The organism is Pseudomonas sp. Irchel 3E20 (assembly GCF_900187645.1).
In the GTDB taxonomy this organism is placed as follows: Bacteria; Pseudomonadota; Gammaproteobacteria; order Pseudomonadales; family Pseudomonadaceae; genus Aquipseudomonas.
Map to the genome: position 1 here is coordinate 289,041 of NZ_FYEE01000004.1, position 18,338 is coordinate 307,378.

Genomic DNA, 18,338 nt, shown 5'->3' on the forward strand with positions numbered 1-18,338 from the left:
AATCCTCCTTATTTCGCGGCCATACGCAAGGCACCGTCGAGACGGATCACCTCGCCGTTGAGCATGCTGTTTTCAATGATATGCCGGGCCAGCGCGGCGTACTCGGCCGGTTTGCCCAGGCGCGGCGGGAACGGCACGCCAGCGGCCAGGGAGGCGCGCACTTCTTCGGTCATGCCGGCCATCATCGGCGTCTCGAAAATACCGGGGGCGATGGTCATTACGCGGATGCCAAAACGTGCCAGTTCGCGGGCCGCCGGCAGCGTCAGGCTGGCGATGGCGCCCTTGGACGCCGCGTAGGCAGCCTGGCCGATCTGGCCGTCGAATGCCGCCACCGACGCAGTGTTGATAATCACCCCGCGCTCGCCGTCGGCGTTGGCCTCGCCCTGGGCGATGACCTCGGCGGCCAGGCGCATCAGGTTGAAGCTGCCGATCAGGTTGACGTTGATGACCTGGCTGAAACTGGCCAGGGCATGGGGGCCGTTCTTGCCCAGGATCTTCTCGCCGCGTACCACACCGGCGCAGTTGACCAAGCCGTGCAAACCGCCGAACGCCGCCACCGTGGCCTCGACCGCTGCCTGCGCCGCCGCTTCCTGGCTGATGTCTGCCACCACGCTCTGCGCCTGCGGGCCGAGGGCCTCGGCCTGGGCGGCGACCGCCTCGGCGTTCAAATCCACCAGCATCACTTTGGCGCCGGCCTTGACCAGCATCTGTGCGGTGGCCGCGCCCAGGCCCGAGGCGCCGCCGCTGACCATAAATACCTTGTTTTCAATCTGCATCGTCGTGTCCTTGGGTTCAGACCTTGTGGGCCGCGGCCTCTTGAGCCTTGGCGATTTCCTGGTTGCGCAGGATGAAGCGCTGCAACTTGCCGCTCGGGGTTTTCGGCAGCTCGCTGACAAATTCGATTTCACGGGGGTAGGCATGGGCGGCCAGGCGTTTGCGCACGTGTTGGCGCAGTTCTTCGGCCAATTGCGGGTGGCCCTCGAAACGGGCGCCGAGCACGACGAAGGCCTTGACCAGTTCGGTGCGCTCCGGGTCGGGTTTGCCCACCACGGCGGCCTCGACCACGGCCGGGTGTTCGATCAGGGCACTTTCCACGTCGAAGGGGCCGACCCGGTAGCCGGAGGTGGTAATCACGTCGTCGCTGCGCCCGACGAAACTGATGCTGGCGTCGGGGTTGAGTTCCACGGTGTCGCCGCTCAGGTAGTAGTCGCCGACGAAGGCCTTGGTCGGCGCGCCTTGGTAACCGGCGAACCAGCACATCGGCGACTGGCGGCGGTCGATGGCCAGAATCCCCGGTTGCCCGGCCGCCAGTTCCTGATGGTTGTCGTCCAGCACCACGATGCGGTGCCCCGGCGAGGCGAAACCCGCCGCGCCCAGGTGCACCGGGTGCGCCAGGCCGTGGTGGTTGCACAGCACCATGCCCAGTTCGGTCTGGCCGTAGTGATCGTGGATCACCACCCCCAGGTTGTCGGCGAACCAGCGGATCACCTCTGGGTTCAAAGGCTCGCCGGCGCTGCTGACGATGCGCAAACGGCCCTTGATGGCGCGGGCGAACTCGTCGCCCCCGGCGATCAGCATGCGGTAGGCGGTGGGCGAACCGGTGAGGTTGCTGATGGCGTATTTGTTGATGACCCGGCAGGTGCTTTCCACGGTGAACGGGCCATCGTAGAAGGTGATCGGGTGGCCCATGGACAAGGGCCCCGCCACGCCGAAGTAAATACCGTAGGCCCAGCCCGGGTCGGCGAGGTTCCAGAAGGCGTCTTCGGGGCGCAGGTCCACGGCATCGCGGGTGTAAGCCTGGAACGCCACCAGTGCCTTGAGTGGCACGGCCAGGGCCTTGGCCGGGCCGGTGGTGCCGGAGGTGAACATCATCAGGAACGGGTCTTCGCCGCTCAGCAACACCGGTTCGCAGTCGGCGCTGTGGTTGCCCAGTTCGGCCCAGAAACTCCAATCGCCGCGCACGATGCCCTGGCCCTTGGGGCCGCCGACGGTGACGATGGCTGGGCAATCCGCCACTTCGCTGAGTTTGGGCCGGTTCACCGCGTCAGTGACCACCACGGTGGCGCCGGAGCTGACGAGGCGATGTTCGATAGCCTTGGGCCCGAACGCGGTGAACAGCGGTTGGTACACCGCCCCCAGGCGCCAGGTGGCGAGCACGGTAATCAGCAACTCGACATTGCGCGGGAGCAGGCCTGCGACCCGGTCGCCCTGCTTGACCCCTTGGGCACGCAGAAAATTGGCGAAACGCGCGGCTTTGTCCTGCAAGTCGCTGAAGGTATAGGTCGCGCTGCTGGCGTCGCGGCCCTCCCAGAACAGCGCAATGCGCCCAGGTAAGGCATGCCGGTCGCAGCACTCCACGCAGGCATTAAGTGCCTGCAGATTGCCCGCCAGGGTGGCGTTTACAGTGTGGTGGTAATCGAATTGCGCCGCGGCCGTCAGGTAATCGCGCATCAGCAGAATCCCTCGCTGTTGTTATTAGGATGGGAGCTACACAAAAGCCTGCAAATACTGGCGCCCTGGGCCTGGGGGGACAATGGTCAAAGCCACCAAGTTACTTGACTGGTTTGGCCATGGTTGATCGACATCGCGTTTGTAGCCAGCAGGCTCGCCTGCGCAGCGCCCCTCGACGGGGTTGTGCCGTGGCGATGTTGCGGCCGCTGCACGCGCGAGCGCTTGCTACGGTTCGTCGAGGATCAGGCTGCGGTAGTGGCCGGGGTTGGAGCCCGACCACTTGCGAAAGGCCTTGTAGAACGAGCTGACGTCGGCAAAGCCCAGGCGCGTGGCGATCTCGGCGAAGCTGATCTGCGGTTCGGCCAACCAGACAATCGCCAGCTCCTTGCGCACGCTGTCCTTGAGGCCCTGGTAGGTCTGGCCCTCCTGCGCCAGGCGCCGGCGCAGGGTCGAGGCGGACATGCACAGGCGCTGGGCCTGGGCTTGGGTTTCCGGCCAGTGGGCAGCGGGGAGTTGGCGCAGCTCGTGCTTGATGCGGCTGGCCAGGCTTTGCGGGTCGCGGTACTTGACCAGGATGTTGGCCGGGGCCTGGGCCAGAAAACGCTTGAGTTCATCGAGGCTGCGCTTGATCGGCAGGTCCAGGTATTCGGCCGAGATAATCATCCGCGTGCGCGGGCGATCAAAGCGCAGGTTGTCGGAAAACATCACCTGGTAGTCGTGGCAAAAGTCCGGTGCCGCGCAGCGCAGTTCGATGGCCAGGATCGGGATGCGCCGCCCGGCCAGCCAACAGGCTACGCCATGGACGATCATCCAGTAGGTGAAATAGGTGAAGGCCCGGCGTGGTTCGGCGCTGTCCTCCAACAGCACGATCTCGGCCAGGCTTTGCTGGCGCACCAGTTGCGCCGGCAGGTGTTCGAGCATCAGCGACAGAAACTCCAGCCCCGTGGCCAGCCCCGCGGCCAGGCTGGGCTGGGCCATGGCGCTGCGGCAGAGGAACGCCAGGCTGCCGGACTTGAGCTTGCGTGGGTCCATGGCGAAGAACTCGTCGTCCAAACGCCGGGCCAGCAAGCGCCACAACCGCGCATAGGCAGTGGCGGGCACGCGGGCAGTGGGGTCGGCCAGCAGAAGCGGGTCGATGCCCACTTTGCCCAGCACCTCGGCAGCGCCATCGGGCTCGCAGCTCTGGAGCAGCGCTTCGCGGACCAGGTGGATGGAGATGCTGTCTTTTTCCGCCATTTGACCGAATTGAGCCTTGATCGGGTTGAGGTGACGGCCATCTTAGGCGGGGACGGCAAAAAAACCAGTAGCCATTGGTTGAAGGCTGGCGCTCAGAGGATGCGATAGAGCAGCCGCTCGATACGCACCCGGCTGACCCGGCGCAGGAACTTGCCGACGGCGGCCGGGTACTCGGCCAGGGTTTCCAGTTGCTGGTAGCGCTCGATGCGCTGGGTGTGGCGGAAAATCGCCTGCAACTCCTGCTCCCGTGGTGCCAACAACTCGCCCTTGGGGTCGTCCAGCAGCAAGGCGTTTTCCAGGTCCAGGCGAAACGCCCGGGGGTTGAGGTTGTTGCCGGTGAGCAAGGTGTAGCGCTGATCGACCCACATGCCCTTGAGGTGGTAGGTGTTGTCGCCGTCGCGCCACAGGTGCAGGTTGAGCTTGCCGCTGTCGATCATGTGCTGATGGCGCTTGGCAAAGCGGCGCAGGCTGATTTCGTAGAGGTACGGCAGCGCCGCGATCACGCGAAACGGCTCGCAGGGCGGGATATAGAAATCGTTGGCGGTCTTGTCGCCGACCACGATGTCGATTTTCACCCCGCGCGCCAGGGCGCGGTTGATCTCCCGGGTCACCGCCAGGGGCAGGTTGAAGTACGGCGTGCAGATGGTCAGTTGCTGCTGGGCACTGGCGATCAACTCGCAGATCACCCGGCTCAGCGGGTTGTTCTTGCCCACGCCGAGCAGCGGGCTGACCGACAATTCACCCATCACCACACGCCCGGCACTGGTGTCGTAGGCGGCGTGCTTGAGGCGGCTACGCAAATCGCCGATGTCGTTACGCAGGCTGCGGGTGGTGGGCAGGTTCGGCAGGTCGAGGCGATGCACCGCCCGCGACGCCACCAGGCCATGTTCCACCAGGTGCTGCATGGAGTCGGCCAGGGCCGGGCATTGCAGCAGGTGATAACGGTCGAAGCGGTACTTGTCGAATTTGTGCAGGTAGACGTTGTTCAGGCTCGCGCCGCTGTACAGCACGCAGTCGTCGATCACGAAACCCTTGAGGTGCAGCACACCGAACAGCTCGCGGGTCTGCACCGGCACGCCGTAGATCGGCACTTCGCTGCTGTGCAGGCGCGTCTGTTCCTGGTACCAGGCACTGTTGCCCGGTTGCTTGCCGGCGCCGATCAGGCCCCGTTGGGCGCGCAGCCAGTCGACCATGACCACGATATCCAGCTGCGGCCGGGCGGCCTTGGCGGCGTGTAGGGCGTCGAGGATTTCCTGGCCGGCCTCATCGTGTTGCAGGTACAGGGCGACGATGTAGATGCGCCGCGTGGCCTGGGCGATTTTCTCCAGCAGGCAACGCCGGTAGTCGGCGGCACTGTCGAGGATGGTCACGGCGTCGGCGGTCAGCGGGAAACCGCGCAGCTTGGGCAACAGGGAGCGTTTGAAAAGCAACGGCATAAGGCTCGCAAAAAGGTCTATTCCGAAGAGCGCAAGAGCTTACACCAAGGAAAGGTTTGGGTCTTGTGGCGCGAATGTCTATCGCCTGGCAGGAACGCCTGAGGGAGCGGGTTCCCACAGGTAGAGGGCTTATGGGTAAGATAGCGCCCTGCCCTTGCCCTCCTGCCCCGCCGAATAAGTCGATCCCATGCCTTTGGAACTCAGCGTAGACCTCACCACCCTCGCCATTCTTGCCCTCGTGGCCTTTGTCGCCGGTTTCATCGATGCCATTGCCGGAGGTGGTGGTTTGCTCACCACTCCCGCCCTGCTCACCGCCGGGTTGCCGCCGCATCTGGTGCTGGGCACCAACAAGTTGAGTTCCACCTTCGGCTCAGCCACCGCCAGCTTCACGTTCTACCGGCGCAAACTGTTCCACCCGCGCCAGTGGCTGCACGCGATTGTCGGCACCCTGGTGGGGGCGCTGACCGGCGCCATCGTCGCCCATTACCTGCCCGCCGAGTGGCTGAACAAGATGCTGCCGGTGATTGTCTTCGGCTGTGGCCTGTACCTGTTATTCGGCGGCACGCCCAAGGCGCCGCTGGACGCCGACGCGCCGATCAAGAAAAAGTGGCAATCGACCCAAGGCTTCGGCCTGGGTTTCTACGATGGCGTGGCCGGCCCCGGCACCGGGGCGTTCTGGACCGTCAGCAGCCTGCTGCTCTACCCCATCGACCTGGTCAAGGCCAGCGGGGTGGCACGCAGCATGAACTTCGTCAGCAACATCGCGGCGCTGTCGGTGTTCATCTTTTCCGGGCAGGTGGACTGGATCATCGGCCTGAGCATGGGCCTGGCGGTGATGGTCGGCGCGTTCTTCGGGGCGCGCTCGGCCATCAGTGGTGGGGCGAAGTTCATTCGCCCGGTGTTCATTACCGTGGTGCTGGGCCTGACCGTGCGCCTAGCCTGGCAGCACTGGTTCGCTGTGGCCTAGGCGCCGCGCCACATACAGGTCGATCAGGTAGCGGGCGATCGAGCGTGACGCCGGCAATGGCGGCAGCGCATGGATGTTGAACCACTGGGCATCCTCGATCTCGTCTGCTTGCGGCACGATCTCACCGCCCGCGTACTCGGCGTGGAAACCCAACATCATCGAATGGGGAAACGGCCAGCACTGGCTGCCCACGTACTGGATGTTGCGCACCTGCACCTGCACTTCTTCGCGCACTTCGCGCACCAGGCAGTCTTCGGCCGATTCCCCTGGCTCGGCGAACCCAGCCAGGGTGCTGTAGACGCCGCTGACAAAACGTGGCGAACGGGCCAATAGCACCTCGTCGCCACGGGTAACCAGCACAATCATGCTCGGCGAGATGCGCGGGTAATGGCGCAGGTCACAGGGTTGGCAGTACATCGCCCGCTCCCAGTGGATCTGCGCCATCGCCTGGCCGCAGTTACCGCAGAAGCGGTGTTCGCGGGCCCAGGTGCCGATTTGCGCGGCGTAGCCCAGCACCTTGTAGAGGGTGTGGTCGCCGTCGAGCATGAAACCGCGCAGCCCCTGCCAACGGCAACCCGCCACGTCGGCGGGGGCATTGAGCTCCAGCAGGTACACCGGCTCGCCATCGAGGTGGCCGATGCCGTGCTCGCCCAGGATCGACAGATCCTGGCGCTTGAGCCATTCGCGCGGGAACAGCGCGCCATTGTCATCGAGCAAAAAGCCATCGCGGCTGCGGGCCACGGCCCAGCCTCCCGGCACATCGGTATCCAGTACGGCGGTGGTCCAGCGTGAAGTCATAGGTGCTCAGTCCGCGAATTCAGGTTTCTGCTTGCTCATATGGGCGGCCATGGCCACGCGCAGGTCGGCCGATTGCAACATCGCGGCGTTCCAGGTGGCTACGTATTCCAGGCCATCGTTGATGCTGTGGTCACGCATGTAGCTAATCATTTGCTTGGTGCCGGCGACGGCGATCGGCGACTTGGCGGCGATTTCCCGGGCAATGCCCAGTACGCCGTCGAGCAGGCCGGCGGCATCGCTCCAGGTGCGGTTGACCAGGCCGATGCGCAGCGCTTCTTCGGCGCCAAAGGTGCGCCCAGTGTAAGCCAGTTCGCGCAGCATGCCGTCACCGATGATGCGCGGCAGGCGTTGCAGGGTGCCAACGTCGGCGGCCATGCCGATGTCGATTTCCTTGATGGAGAACTGCGCGTCATCAGCGGCGTAGCGCATGTCGCAGGCCGAAATCAGGTCGATGGCGCCCCCCAGGCAATAGCCCTGAATTGCCGCCAGCACCGGTTTGCGGCATTGGTCCACGGCGTTGAAGGAGGCTTGCAGTTGCAGGATCTTGCGCCGCAGCAAGCGCGCGTTGCGGCCCACGTCCTTGCCGAACTCGTTGGCCACGCTGGCCAGCATCATCAGGTCGATGCCCGAAGAAAAATGCTTGCCGGCGCCACTGAGTACCACCACGCGCACGGCGTCGGTGTCCTCGACCCACTGGAAGATCTCGATGATCTCGGTCCAGAACGCGGCGTTCATGGCGTTGATTTTTTCCGGGCGGTTTATCTGCACATGGGCGATGTTGTCTGTCAGTTCGACGCTGAACGCTTGGTATTGCGACATGGCAGTGATCCTTTACCGGAGAAAAAAGAAGGCCGAACTATAACGCGCCATCCCCCGGCGGAGTAAGGCAGCGCATCGGCCAAAAGCGGGACTGCCCAGCAAACCCCAGTGGGGCGGGCCTGACCGCGCCGTGCTCACTCCTGCACCGGCAGCCACAGCACAAACCGCGCGCCGCCCAGGGGCGAGGCTTCTACGGTGAGGCTGCCGCCCTGCACTTGCAGGGCCCGGCGGCTGAGGGCCAGGCCCAGGCCGAAGCCTCCGGTGGCACGGTCGCGGCTGCGGTCCAGGCGATAGAACGGCTCGAATATCCGTTCGCGTTCGTCGTCCGGGATGCCAATGCCGTCGTCGTCCACCCATACCTCGCAACCGTCGGCCAGCACCTGGACGCTGACCTGGATGCGCTTTTCGCAGTAGCGCATGGCATTGCGCAGCAGGTTTTGCAGGGCCCGGGCGGTGAGGCGCGGGTCGAGGGTGAAACGGTCGAGTTCGCCGTATAGGAGCACGTCGATCACCACTTCCGGGGAGATCTGCTCGTCGTCAACGCTACCCAGGATGCTGTCGATGAACTCGTCGAGGGACACCTGCACCCGTTCGGTCAACTGCGCCGGGTGCTGCAAACGGCTGTAGGACAGCAGTTCCAGGACCAACTCGTCCAATTCGCGGATGTGCGCCACCAGCCCTTGCAGGCGTTGGCGGCTGGCGGCGGGCATTTCGTCGGAGAGGGCCAGGGCCAGGCCGAAATCCAGGCGTGTGAGGGGCGTGCGCAGTTCGTGGGACACGGCATTGAGCAGGTCGCGCTGCTGGTTGAGCAGGTTTTCGATGTCATCGGCCATGGTGTCGAACACGTGGGCCAAGGCGCCGATGTTGGAGCTGGGCGGAATATGGGTGCGCTCGCTCAGGTGGCCCTTGCCCAGGCGTTCGGCGGTGCTGCGCAGGCGCTCCAGGTCGCGCCAGTGGGGGCGCAGCCACAGCAGCAGGCACGCCAACAGCGCGGCGCCGATCAGCACGTTGATGCTCCAGTACAGCAAGTTGACATCCAACGGGTCGGGCGGCACCACCAGTTTCACCGCCACCTGGTCGTCCAGTGGTGCCACCGCCAGGGTGCGCCACCCCCAGGCGCCCAGGCGCACGACCTTCTCGCCCCGTTGCAGGCGTTCGGTTTCATACAGGCTGAAGTCTGGGTCGTCGTTGCGCACCAGGGCGATTTGCAGTGGGTGGAACTCGCCGTCCATGCGGGCGGCCAGGGCCGGCCACTGCTCGGCGGGCAGCGTGCGAAACTGCTGCACGATGAGGTTTTGCAGGCCTCGGGACTGGTCCAGGTTGTAGCTCAGGAAACGCTCGTTGAAGACCTTTATCACCAGGTCCGGCACCAGGTAGAGCGCCGCGCTGAAGGTGACGATGGTTATCAGGTACAGGCGCACCAGAATCCGCAACATGGCTTCAGTATTCCCATTCCGAACGGCTGAACAGGTAGCCCTTGCCCCACACGGTCTTGATCTTGCGCGCCTCGCCGGCATGGTCGTCGAACTTGCGCCGCAGCTTGGAGATGGCCACGTCCACCGAGCGGTCGGTGCCGTTGAACTCGATGCCGCGCAGGCGTTGCAGGATCTGGTCGCGGCTCAACACTTCACCGGCATGGCGGGCGAGCACCACCAGCAGGTTGTATTCGCCGCTGGACAGCTCCACCGGTTGCTCGCGCCAGGTCACCGTGCGTTCGGACAGGTCGATGCACAGGTTGCCCATCAGGATACGGTCGCTGGCCGACTGCGGTTCGCCCAGGCTGCTGCGGCGCAGCAAGGTGCGCACCCGCGCCAGCAATACCCGCGGCTCGCAGGGCTTGGTCACGTAATCGTCGGCGCCCATTTCCAGGCCCAGCACCTGGTCGTGGCTGTCGTCACGGGCAGTGAGCATGAGGATCGGCAGGCTCGCCGAGTCGGCGCGCAGCAAGCGACACACTTGCAGGCCATCGAGGCCCGGCAGCATCAGGTCGAGGATCACCAGGTCCGGCGGCGTACTGCGGGCGCGCTCGCGTACCTGGTCGCCGCGGCTGATGACGTTGACGTGATAACCGTTGCGCTCCAGGTAACTGGCGATCAGCTCGGAGAGCGCGGGGTCGTCTTCGACCAGGAGAATGTTGGGCATGGGGGGCGTCCGGGCAGTGCGGTGGCGGTATCCGGTTGTGGCAGCGAGCCTGTTCGCGATGGTGTGACCCAAGCCAGCCTCTTATCGGCTGATAGGCCACTATCGCGAGCAGGCTCGCTCCCACGGGCCGAACACAAGGTTCAAGCCGCGCAGGATATACGCCTTGCGCCCTGTGGGAATCCCGCCTTCACACTTTTTCACACAGGCACTACATAGCTTCACAGCAGCCCTTGACCGCTGCCCGTAGCATGCCGGGGTCATTATTGGGGTATCCGCATGTCGAGAAAACTGGTTGCGCCGCTGTGCCTGTTGGCCATGGCCTTGTTATTGAGCGCTTGCGAGAAAACGTCCACCGCCGAAGCTCCGCCCCCCCTGGCTAGCGTGCGGATCGAGACGGTGCAGGCCCGGCCGCTGTCCATCAGCAGTGAATTGAGTGGGCGCATTGCCGCGCCACGCATGGCCGAGGTGCGTGCCCGGGTCGCGGGCGTGGTGCTGCAACGCACCTTCGCCGAGGGCAGCGATGTGAAAAAAGGCGACGTACTGTTTCGCATCGACCCGGCGCCGTTCAAGGCTGACCTGGACAGTGCCGAGGCGAACCTGCGCAAGGCTCAGGCCAATGCGTTTCAGGCGCGCCTGCAAGAGCAGCGCTATAGCCAGTTGATCGAAGAAAAAGCCATCAGCGCCCAGGACTACGACAACGCCCGCGCCGCCGCCCGGCAAACCGCTGCCGACGTCGCCGGCAATGAGGCCGCGGTGCAGCGGGCGCGGTTGAACCTGGGCTATGCCACGGTGACGGCGCCGATTTCCGGGCGCATTGGCCGTGCGTTGGTCACCGAGGGTGCCCTGGTGGGCCAGAACGAAGCCACGCCCCTGGCACTGATCCAGCAACTGAACCCGATCCACGCCGACCTGACCCAGTCGACCCGTGAACTCAACGACCTGCGTCGCGCCCTGCGCGCCGGGCAGTTGCAGCAGGTCGGCCAGGGCCAGGCCAAGGCGACGCTGATCCAGGACGACGGCAGCCTCTACCCCTTGCCGGGCAAGTTGCTGTTCACCGACATCACCGTCGACCCCAGCACCGGGCAGATCATCCTGCGCAGCGAGTTCCCCAACCCGGACCTGGACCTGCTCCCGGGCAGTTTCGTGCGGGTGCGCGTCGAGCAAGCCGTCGATCGCCAGGGCATCAGCGTGCCGCAACGGGCGATCCTGCGGGACAGCGCCGGCCAGGCCCAGGTGTTGGTGCTGGACGGCGAAGAGCGGGTCAGCCAGCGGAACGTGCAACTGGCCTCGGTGCAACAGGACCGCTGGATTGTGACCGAAGGCCTGAAGCCCGGTGACCGCATCGTCACCGAGGGCCTGCAACACGCACGCCCCGGCGAGAAAGTACAGATCGACAGCAGCCCTCTGCCACTTGCCCAGACGTCTGGCCAGTAATCGGGAAGCCTTTTCATGCCGCAATTCTTTATTGACCGCCCGATTTTCGCCTGGGTGGTCGCCCTGTTCATCCTGCTCGCCGGTGCCCTGGCCATCCCGCAGTTGCCGGTGGCCCAGTACCCCAACGTCGCGCCGCCCCAGGTGGAGATCTACGCCACCTACCCCGGCGCCTCGGCGCAAACGGTGGACGAGAGCGTGGTCAGCCTCATCGAACAGGAGCTCAACGGCGCCGATCACTTGCTGTACTTCTCTTCCCAGAGCAGCCTGGGCAGCGCCACCATCACCGCCACCTTCCAACCCGGCACCAATCCGGAAATGGCCCAGGTAGATGTGCAGAACCGCCTCAAAGCCGTGGAGCCGCGCCTGCCCCAGGCTGTGATCCAGCAAGGTTTGCAGGTAGAAAAGGTGTCGGCGGGCTTCCTCTTGCTCATCACCCTCACCTCCAGCGACGGCAAGCTCGACGACGTGGCCCTGAGCGACTACCTGGCGCGCAACGTGATGAACGAGATCCGCCGCCTCGATGGCGTCGGCAAGGCCCAGTTGTACGGCGCCGAGCGCGCGATGCGGGTGTGGATCGACCCCCAGAAGCTACAGGGCTTCAACCTCACCCCAGCGGACGTGAATGCCGCCATCGCCGCGCAGAACGCCCAGGTTTCGGCGGGCAGCATCGGCGATTTGCCGAGCCGCCCGGGCCAGGAAATCACTGCCACTGTGCTGGTCAAGGGCCAACTGTCCACACCTGAAGAGTTCGCCGACATCGTCCTGCGGGCCAACCCGGACGGCTCCACTGTGCGCCTGGCGGACGTGGCGCGGGTGGAAGTGGGCAGCCAGGAATACCAGTTCGGCACACGCCTGAACGGCAAGCCGTCCACCGCTGTGGGCGTGCAACTGTCGCCGGGGGCCAACGCCCTGAGCACCGCCAACGCGGTACGGGCGAAGATGGACGACTTGGCGCGCTATTTCCCGGCCGGCGTGGAGTACAAGATCCCCTACGACACCTCGCCCTTCGTCAAAGTCTCGATTACCAAGGTGGTGTACACCCTGGTGGAGGCGATGGTGCTGGTATTCGCAGTGATGTTTCTGTTCCTGCAGAACATCCGCTACACCCTGATCCCCACACTGGTGGTGCCGGTGGCGCTGATGGGCACCTTTGCGGTGATGCTGACCCTGGGTTTTTCGGTGAACGTGCTGACCATGTTCGGCATGGTGCTGGCCATCGGCATCCTGGTGGACGACGCCATTGTGGTGGTGGAGAACGTCGAGCGGATCATGGTCAACGAGGGTCTCTCGCCACGGGAGGCCACGCGCAAGGCGATGACCCAGATCACCGGGGCGATCATCGGCATCACCCTGGTGCTGGTGGCGGTGTTTATCCCCATGGCATTCATGCAGGGCTCGGTGGGGGTGATCTACCAGCAGTTCTCGCTGTCGATGGCCACGTCGATCCTGTTCTCGGCATTCCTGGCGTTGTCCCTGACCCCTGCCCTGTGCGCGACCCTGCTCAAGCCGATTGCCAAGGGCGAACACCACGCCAAGGGCGGGTTCTTCGGCTGGTTCAACCGCCGTTTCGAGCAGTTGAGCGACGGCTACGAGCGTTCGGTGGCCTATGCGCTCAAGCGCACCGGGCGCTACTTGCTGATCTACGGCGTGCTGCTGGTGGGCCTGGGGCTGTTGTTCAGCCGCCTGCCCTCCTCCTTCCTGCCGGTGGAAGACCAGGGCTACACCATCACCGATATCCAGTTGCCGCCAGGCGCCAGCCAGCCGCGCACCATCGAGGTGGCCAAGCAGATCGAGGCGCACAACGCCGGCGAGCCGGGCGTGGGCGACACCACGATGATCCTGGGCTTCAGCTTTTCCGGCAGCGGGCAGAATGCGGCGCTGGCCTTCACCACGCTCAAGGATTGGGCCGACCGTGGCAGCGACGACTCGGCGGCCTCGATTGCCGACCGCGCCAACGCCGCCCTGAGCCAGATCAAGGACGCCGTGGCCTACGCCATCCTGCCGCCGCCCGTGGATGGCCTCGGCACCTCCAGCGGTTTCGAGTTCCGCTTGCAGGACCGTGGCGGCCTCGGCCACGCAGCGCTGATGGCGGCGCGCACCGAACTGCTGGCCGCCGCGGAAAAGAGCCCGGTGCTGGTCAACGTGCGTGAAAGCGCGTTGGCCGAAGCGCCACAGGTGCAGTTGGAGGTAGACCGCAAGCAGGCCAACGCCTTGGGCGTGTCCTTTGCCGAGATCGGCAACATCCTGTCCACGGCGGTGGGTTCGGCCTACATCAACGACTTCCCCAACCAGGGCCGCATGCAGCGGGTGATCGTGCAGGCCGAAGGCGATCAGCGCAGCCAGGTGGCGGATTTGCTCAACATCCACGTGCGTAACAGCAGCGGCAAAATGGTGCCACTGTCGGCGTTCGTCCAGGCCAAGTGGATCCAGGGCCCGGCGCAGTTGACCCGCTACAACGGCTACCCGGCCATCGCCATTTCCGGCGAACCGGCGCCGGGCCACAGCACCGGTGAAGCCATGGCGGAAGTCGAACGCCTGGTGGCACTGCTGCCCACCGGGCTGGGCCAGGAATGGACCGGGTTGTCGTTGCAGGAACGCTTGTCCGGCGCCCAGGCGCCGATCCTGCTGGGGCTGTCGTTGCTGGTGGTGTTCCTCTGTTTGGCGGCGCTGTACGAGAGTTGGTCGATCCCCACTTCGGTGTTGCTGGTGGTGCCGCTGGGCGTGCTGGGCGCGGTGCTGGCGGTGACGTTGCGGGGCATGCCCAACGATGTGTTCTTCAAAGTGGGCCTGATTACCATCATTGGCCTGTCGGCGAAGAACGCGATCCTCATCATCGAGTTCGCCAAGAGCCTCTACGACGAAGGCCACGACCTGCTGGACGCCACGGTGCAAGCCGCGCGCCTGCGCTTGCGGCCGATCGTAATGACCTCCCTGGCCTTCATCCTCGGCGTGGTGCCCCTGGCGCTGGCCACCGGCGCCAGTTCCGCGAGCCAGCAAGCCATCGGCACGGGTGTGATTGGCGGGATGATAACTGCCACCCTGGCCGTGCTGTTCGTACCGGTGTTCTTTGTGGTGGTGATGAAACTGGTGCGTAAGCGCCCGGGCAAGGATTGACCGATGGCAGGGGGCAAAACCCTGTGGGAGTGGGCTCGCCCGCGATGGCAGCGTGACTGCTGATAGGCCTGTGTCGGCGGTACGGGCCTCATCGCGGGCAAAGCCCGCTCCCACGCAAGCCCGCGCCCGTAGCGCGGGAGCGTACATTTGCAGCAATCTCCCTTCCAACTGGGCTATGGTGTTTTGACATCAATGCCGTCGAGCCACCATGCCCCATCTCATCCGCACCCACCCTCGCCTCACCGCCGCCGCCCTGTTGGGTGTGGCGGTGGGGGTGTTGGCACCCGCCGACACCCTGCTCAATAAAATCCTCATCGGCTGGAACAGCGGTGTCTGGACCTACCTGGTACTGATGCTGTGGCTGACCCTGCGGGCCAACGCCGACCGGGTGCGGCGCATTGCCGAGGTGGAGGACGAAAACGCCGCCCTGGTGCTGTTTATCGTGTGCCTGGCGGCGATTGCCAGCCTGGCCACCATCGGCCTGGAACTGAGCGGCAGCCGCGAACTGGCCAGCGCCGAGCGCTGGCAGCACTACGGGTTTACCGGGTTGACGGTGGTCGGCTCGTGGCTGTTGATCGGCATGATCTTCAGCGTGCATTACGCCCGGCTGTACTACACCTGGGACGGCAAAGGCCCGGCCCTGCGCTTTGCCGAAGGCGAGGTCACGCCGGATTATTGGGACTTCCTTTATTTCTCCTTCACCATCGGCGTCGCCGTGCAGACCTCCGATGTCGGCGTTGCCACCCGGGGCATGCGCAAGGTGGTGCTGGCACAGTCGCTGATCGGGTTCCTGTTCAACACCGCCATCCTGGGGTTTTCCATCAACATCGCCGCCGGTTTGATTAACTGACCGGCACCGCCAACAACTGCGCGGCACAGCGCGTGATCCGCCGGCATGCCTCAGCCAGCCGCGCCTGATCCACCACCAACCCTATGCGGATATGCCCCGCGGCGCTGGGCCCGAACGCTTCGCCAGCCAGCACCGCGACGCCGTGATCTTCCAGCAACCGCTCGGCGAACGCCTGGGCACCCAGGCCGGTGGCACGAACATCGACCATCACGAACAGGCCGCCGTCGGGCTTGACCGGGTTAAGCCCCGGGCAGCCGAGCAGCGCGGCACATACCAGGTCGCGGCGTTGGCGGTATTCCTCGTGCATGCGCCCCAACTCCGGCAAATCGGCCTCCAACGCGACCTGGGCGGCTTTTTGCACAAACTCCGGGGTGCCGAACAGCATGCACAGCGACAGATGCTCCAGATGAGCGGCCAGGGCCGGCGGGCCAATCACCCAGCCCAGGCGCCAGCCGCTCATGGCGTGGGACTTGGACAGGCTGTTGATGGTCGCGGTGCGCCCAGCCATGCCCGGCAGGCTCGCCGGGCTGACGTGCTCACCCTCGTAGAGCAAGTCGCTGTACACCTCATCGCTGATAAGCCACAGGTCGTGGGCAATGCACAGGTGCGCCAGGGCCTGCCAGGTCGCAAGGGACAGGCTGGCGCCGGACGGGTTGTTGGGGCTATTGAGCAACAGCGCGCGAGTGTTGCCGGTGATGCGCGCGGCGACGTCGGCGGGGTCGATATGGAAACCGTTGGCCGAACGCACCGGCACCGGCACCACCGTGGCGGCGCAGGCGCCGAATACGCCTTCATAGGTCACGTACATGGGCTCGGCGACAAGCACCTCATCCCCTGGGTCCAGCAGGCAGCGTGCCACCGCGTACACCGCGCATTGCGCCCCGGGCAGCACAAGCACTTGGTCGATACCCACCGCTTGGCCGCTGCGTTGCTGCTGGCGGCGCGCAATGGCGGCGCGTAGCCCAGGCCTGCCGCGAGTGTCCGAGTAATGGGTATCGCCTGCGCGCAGGCTATCGATGGCTGCTTGGACAATGGGCGCCGGGGTGTCGAAATCCGGGTCACCCACCGACAGCAGCAGGACGTCCACGCCCTGCCCTATCAGTTCTATAGCGCGGTAATGAATCCGCCAGGCTGCCGCTCCCTCGCCGGCGATTCGTTGAGTCAGGGCCGAATAGCGCATGCACTTCTCCTTGAGTGGCGCGAATGGGACCCTGAACCTTAGATCACAAAACGCGCCACCATCGCATTCAAATCCACCGCCAAGCGCGACAGTTCGTGGCTGGCGGCGCTGGTCTGGTTGGCGCCCGCCGCCGACTGGGTGGCCAGGTCGCGGATGTTGACCAGGTTGCGGTCCACTTCGCGGGACACTTGCGCCTGTTCTTCCGAGGCGCTGGCGATCACCAGGTTGCGCTCGTTAATCATGTGGATCGAGCTGGTGATCTGTTCCAGGGCCACGCCTGCGGCACGGGCCATTTCCAGGGTGGTCTGGGTGCGCTGGTTGCTCTGCTGCATGGAGTTGACCGCTTCGCCGGTGCCGTTCTGGATACCGGCGACCATTTTTTCGATTTCCTGGGTCGATTGCGCCGTGCGGTGGGCCAAGGCCCGCACTTCATCGGCCACCACCGCAAAGCCACGGCCCGCTTCACCGGCGCGCGCCGCTTCGATGGCCGCGTTGAGGGCCAGCAGGTTGGTCTGCTCGGCAATGGCGCGGATCACGTCCAGCACCTTGCCGATATCCCGGCCTTGGGCCGCCAGGCCTTCGATCATCACCGAGGTGTTTTGCACGTCCTGGGTCATGGTCTGGATCGCGCCGACGGTTTCCACCACACGGTCGCGGCCTTCACGAGCCGCCTGGGTCGATTGGTTGGACGCCTCGGAGGTGGACACCGCGTTGCGCGCCACTTCTTCTACCGCAGCGGTCATTTCGTTGACGGCGGTGGCGGCCTGTTCGATTTCGTTGTTTTGCTGTTGCAGACCACGGGAGGCTTCTTCAGTGACGGCACTGAGCTCCTCGGCCGCTGAGCCCAACTGGGTGGCGGAGCCGGCGATCTGCTCGATGGTGCGGCGCAGGCTGCTTTGCATGTCGGAAAGGGCCTTGAGCAGTTGGGCCGGTTCGTCTTTGCCGTCCACTTCGATGGCTTTGGTCAGATCGCCCCCGGCGATGGTTTGCGCGGCGTACAGCGCCTTGTTCAACGGCGCGACGATGCTGCGGGTGAGCAGCCAGGCCAGCAGCACGGTAAGCAGCGCAGCAATCACCGCGACACCGACGATCCCGCTGATGGCTTCGCTGTAATGCTCGCCAGCCACTGCCGAGGCAGCCTTGGCACCTGCATTGTTGATGTTCACCAACTGGCTGAGCTGCTCGCCCATTTTGTCGGTGCCGTCCTTGATTCGGGTGTTAATCAGGGCCTGCATCTCGTCGAGCTTGTTCTGGCGCGAGAGCGCTAGCATCTGCTCCTGGGCTTGCAGGTAGTTGTCCAGGGTAGCGACGAAGGTTTTGTACAACGCGGCCTCGTCCACTTCGGCCGGCAGCGCGGCATAACTGTTTTGCGCCTGTTTGAGTTTGCCTACCAAATCACCGACGCGAGTCTGGGCCTCTTGCAGCGCCGCGGGGTCGCGGTTGACCAGGATACGGAACGACATAATGCGCAAGCGCAACACGTTATCGGTGATGTTGCCCAGGTAAGCGACGCTGGGCAGTTGTACCTGTTCCATATCGATTGAAGCCTGGCGGATCACCGCCATGCGGTTCACCGCAAATACCCCCAGGATGACGACGAGCAATGCGATGAACGCAAAACCCAGGAAAGCTCTTGGCGCAATGTTCAGTTGACGAAGGGACATAGGACGACTCTCGGTGATGTAGGGCGGCGAGCTTCCGTGCCGTTCACACTGTCAGGCCGGGAATGTTCCCCCTCACAGGCTGGCGCCACTGTTGTAGTTAGTGTGTGGGCCTGATTGGGATATCGGCCAGGCTTGAGGCTTTATGTAGGGGATTTCGGAAAAATATTTCTAATTGTGACTATCGTGCCAGGTTGGGTTGTTGACCCAGGGCAACGGGCCACAAACCTTACCCCGCCTTGGCGCAATG

Annotated in this window: 14 protein-coding genes; 4 read left to right on the top strand and 10 right to left on the bottom strand. The window is 64.7% G+C overall.

All coding sequences use genetic code 11. From position 1 onward, the window contains the following. Positions 1 to 8: 8 nt before the first annotated feature. The 4 genes from CKW13_RS09995 to pssA all read right to left on the bottom strand — a co-directional run bounded on the left by CKW13_RS09995 (position 9) and on the right by pssA (position 5,123). Complete coding sequence (locus CKW13_RS09995; RefSeq protein ID WP_095108426.1) at positions 9 to 776, bottom strand: SDR family NAD(P)-dependent oxidoreductase; 768 nt, start codon at positions 774 to 776, stop codon at positions 9 to 11. A gap of 16 nt (positions 777 to 792) precedes the next feature. Beyond that, entirely contained in the window at positions 793 to 2,451 is a 1,659-nt protein-coding gene (locus CKW13_RS10000) for an AMP-binding protein (RefSeq protein WP_095108427.1), read from the bottom strand. 225 nt (positions 2,452 to 2,676) lie between these two features. Then, entirely contained in the window at positions 2,677 to 3,687 is a 1,011-nt protein-coding gene (locus tag CKW13_RS10005) for an AraC family transcriptional regulator (RefSeq protein ID WP_095108428.1), read from the bottom strand. 92 nt (positions 3,688 to 3,779) lie between these two features. Then, positions 3,780 to 5,123, bottom strand: coding sequence for a CDP-diacylglycerol--serine O-phosphatidyltransferase (pssA, locus tag CKW13_RS10010; protein WP_095108429.1), 1,344 nt, complete (start codon positions 5,121 to 5,123; stop codon positions 3,780 to 3,782). A 187-nt stretch (positions 5,124 to 5,310) separates the two neighbouring features. On the opposite strand from pssA, the gene CKW13_RS10015 reads away from it, so the two are divergent. Beyond that, entirely contained in the window at positions 5,311 to 6,090 is a 780-nt protein-coding gene (locus tag CKW13_RS10015) for a TSUP family transporter (protein WP_095108430.1), read from the top strand. Here the strand turns inward: CKW13_RS10015 and nudC are convergent. The 4 genes from nudC to CKW13_RS10035 form a co-directional block, all read right to left on the bottom strand. After that, on the bottom strand, positions 6,058 to 6,888 hold the full coding sequence (gene nudC / locus CKW13_RS10020) for an NAD(+) diphosphatase (RefSeq protein ID WP_095108431.1): 831 nt from the start codon (positions 6,886 to 6,888) through the stop codon (positions 6,058 to 6,060). The genes CKW13_RS10015 and nudC overlap by 33 nt on opposite strands. A 6-nt stretch (positions 6,889 to 6,894) precedes the next feature. Further along, complete coding sequence (locus CKW13_RS10025) at positions 6,895 to 7,707, bottom strand: crotonase/enoyl-CoA hydratase family protein (protein WP_095108432.1); 813 nt, start codon at positions 7,705 to 7,707, stop codon at positions 6,895 to 6,897. 134 nt (positions 7,708 to 7,841) lie between these two features. Continuing rightward, positions 7,842 to 9,143 (bottom strand): ATP-binding protein, encoded by a 1,302-nt coding sequence (locus tag CKW13_RS10030; protein ID WP_095108433.1) that lies wholly within the window; start codon positions 9,141 to 9,143, stop codon positions 7,842 to 7,844. A 4-nt stretch (positions 9,144 to 9,147) separates the two neighbouring features. Further along, positions 9,148 to 9,849, bottom strand: coding sequence for a response regulator transcription factor (locus CKW13_RS10035; RefSeq protein WP_095108434.1), 702 nt, complete (start codon positions 9,847 to 9,849; stop codon positions 9,148 to 9,150). A gap of 276 nt (positions 9,850 to 10,125) precedes the next feature. On the opposite strand from CKW13_RS10035, the gene CKW13_RS10040 reads away from it, so the two are divergent. From CKW13_RS10040 to CKW13_RS10050, 3 genes are all read left to right on the top strand, one after another. Beyond that, positions 10,126 to 11,283: an efflux RND transporter periplasmic adaptor subunit gene (locus tag CKW13_RS10040; RefSeq protein WP_095108435.1), complete on the top strand. Its 1,158-nt coding sequence runs from the start codon at positions 10,126 to 10,128 to the stop codon at positions 11,281 to 11,283. 15 nt (positions 11,284 to 11,298) lie between these two features. Beyond that, positions 11,299 to 14,397: an efflux RND transporter permease subunit gene (locus tag CKW13_RS10045; protein WP_095108436.1), complete on the top strand. Its 3,099-nt coding sequence runs from the start codon at positions 11,299 to 11,301 to the stop codon at positions 14,395 to 14,397. Positions 14,398 to 14,605: 208 nt separating this feature from the next. Then, positions 14,606 to 15,247, top strand: a complete 642-nt coding sequence (locus CKW13_RS10050; RefSeq protein ID WP_095108437.1) for a DUF1345 domain-containing protein — start codon at positions 14,606 to 14,608, stop codon at positions 15,245 to 15,247. Here the strand turns inward: CKW13_RS10050 and CKW13_RS10055 are convergent. Together CKW13_RS10055 and CKW13_RS10060 are read right to left on the bottom strand one after the other, a co-directional pair. Continuing rightward, positions 15,240 to 16,427, bottom strand: a complete 1,188-nt coding sequence (locus CKW13_RS10055) for a pyridoxal phosphate-dependent aminotransferase (RefSeq protein ID WP_095108438.1) — start codon at positions 16,425 to 16,427, stop codon at positions 15,240 to 15,242. The two genes, CKW13_RS10050 and CKW13_RS10055, sit on opposite strands and share 8 nt — an antisense overlap. A 38-nt stretch (positions 16,428 to 16,465) precedes the next feature. After that, positions 16,466 to 18,091: a methyl-accepting chemotaxis protein gene (locus tag CKW13_RS10060; RefSeq protein WP_095108439.1), complete on the bottom strand. Its 1,626-nt coding sequence runs from the start codon at positions 18,089 to 18,091 to the stop codon at positions 16,466 to 16,468. Positions 18,092 to 18,338: the final 247 nt, after the last annotated feature.

Bases quoted from the DNA above. Each gene is read 5' to 3' on its own strand.
- CKW13_RS09995 (WP_095108426.1), bottom strand. From the start codon at position 776: ATGCAGATTGAAAACAAGGTATTTATGGTCAGCGGCGGCGCCTCGGGC.
- CKW13_RS10000 (WP_095108427.1), bottom strand. From the start codon at position 2,451: ATGCGCGATTACCTGACGGCCGCGGCGCAATTCGATTACCACCACACT.
- CKW13_RS10005 (WP_095108428.1), bottom strand. From the start codon at position 3,687: ATGGCGGAAAAAGACAGCATCTCCATCCACCTGGTCCGCGAAGCGCTG.
- pssA (WP_095108429.1), bottom strand. From the start codon at position 5,123: ATGCCGTTGCTTTTCAAACGCTCCCTGTTGCCCAAGCTGCGCGGTTTC.
- CKW13_RS10015 (WP_095108430.1), top strand. From the start codon at position 5,311: ATGCCTTTGGAACTCAGCGTAGACCTCACCACCCTCGCCATTCTTGCC.
- nudC (WP_095108431.1), bottom strand. From the start codon at position 6,888: ATGACTTCACGCTGGACCACCGCCGTACTGGATACCGATGTGCCGGGA.
- CKW13_RS10025 (WP_095108432.1), bottom strand. From the start codon at position 7,707: ATGTCGCAATACCAAGCGTTCAGCGTCGAACTGACAGACAACATCGCC.
- CKW13_RS10030 (WP_095108433.1), bottom strand. From the start codon at position 9,143: ATGTTGCGGATTCTGGTGCGCCTGTACCTGATAACCATCGTCACCTTC.
- CKW13_RS10035 (WP_095108434.1), bottom strand. From the start codon at position 9,849: ATGCCCAACATTCTCCTGGTCGAAGACGACCCCGCGCTCTCCGAGCTG.
- CKW13_RS10040 (WP_095108435.1), top strand. From the start codon at position 10,126: ATGTCGAGAAAACTGGTTGCGCCGCTGTGCCTGTTGGCCATGGCCTTG.
- CKW13_RS10045 (WP_095108436.1), top strand. From the start codon at position 11,299: ATGCCGCAATTCTTTATTGACCGCCCGATTTTCGCCTGGGTGGTCGCC.
- CKW13_RS10050 (WP_095108437.1), top strand. From the start codon at position 14,606: ATGCCCCATCTCATCCGCACCCACCCTCGCCTCACCGCCGCCGCCCTG.
- CKW13_RS10055 (WP_095108438.1), bottom strand. From the start codon at position 16,427: ATGCGCTATTCGGCCCTGACTCAACGAATCGCCGGCGAGGGAGCGGCA.
- CKW13_RS10060 (WP_095108439.1), bottom strand. From the start codon at position 18,091: ATGTCCCTTCGTCAACTGAACATTGCGCCAAGAGCTTTCCTGGGTTTT.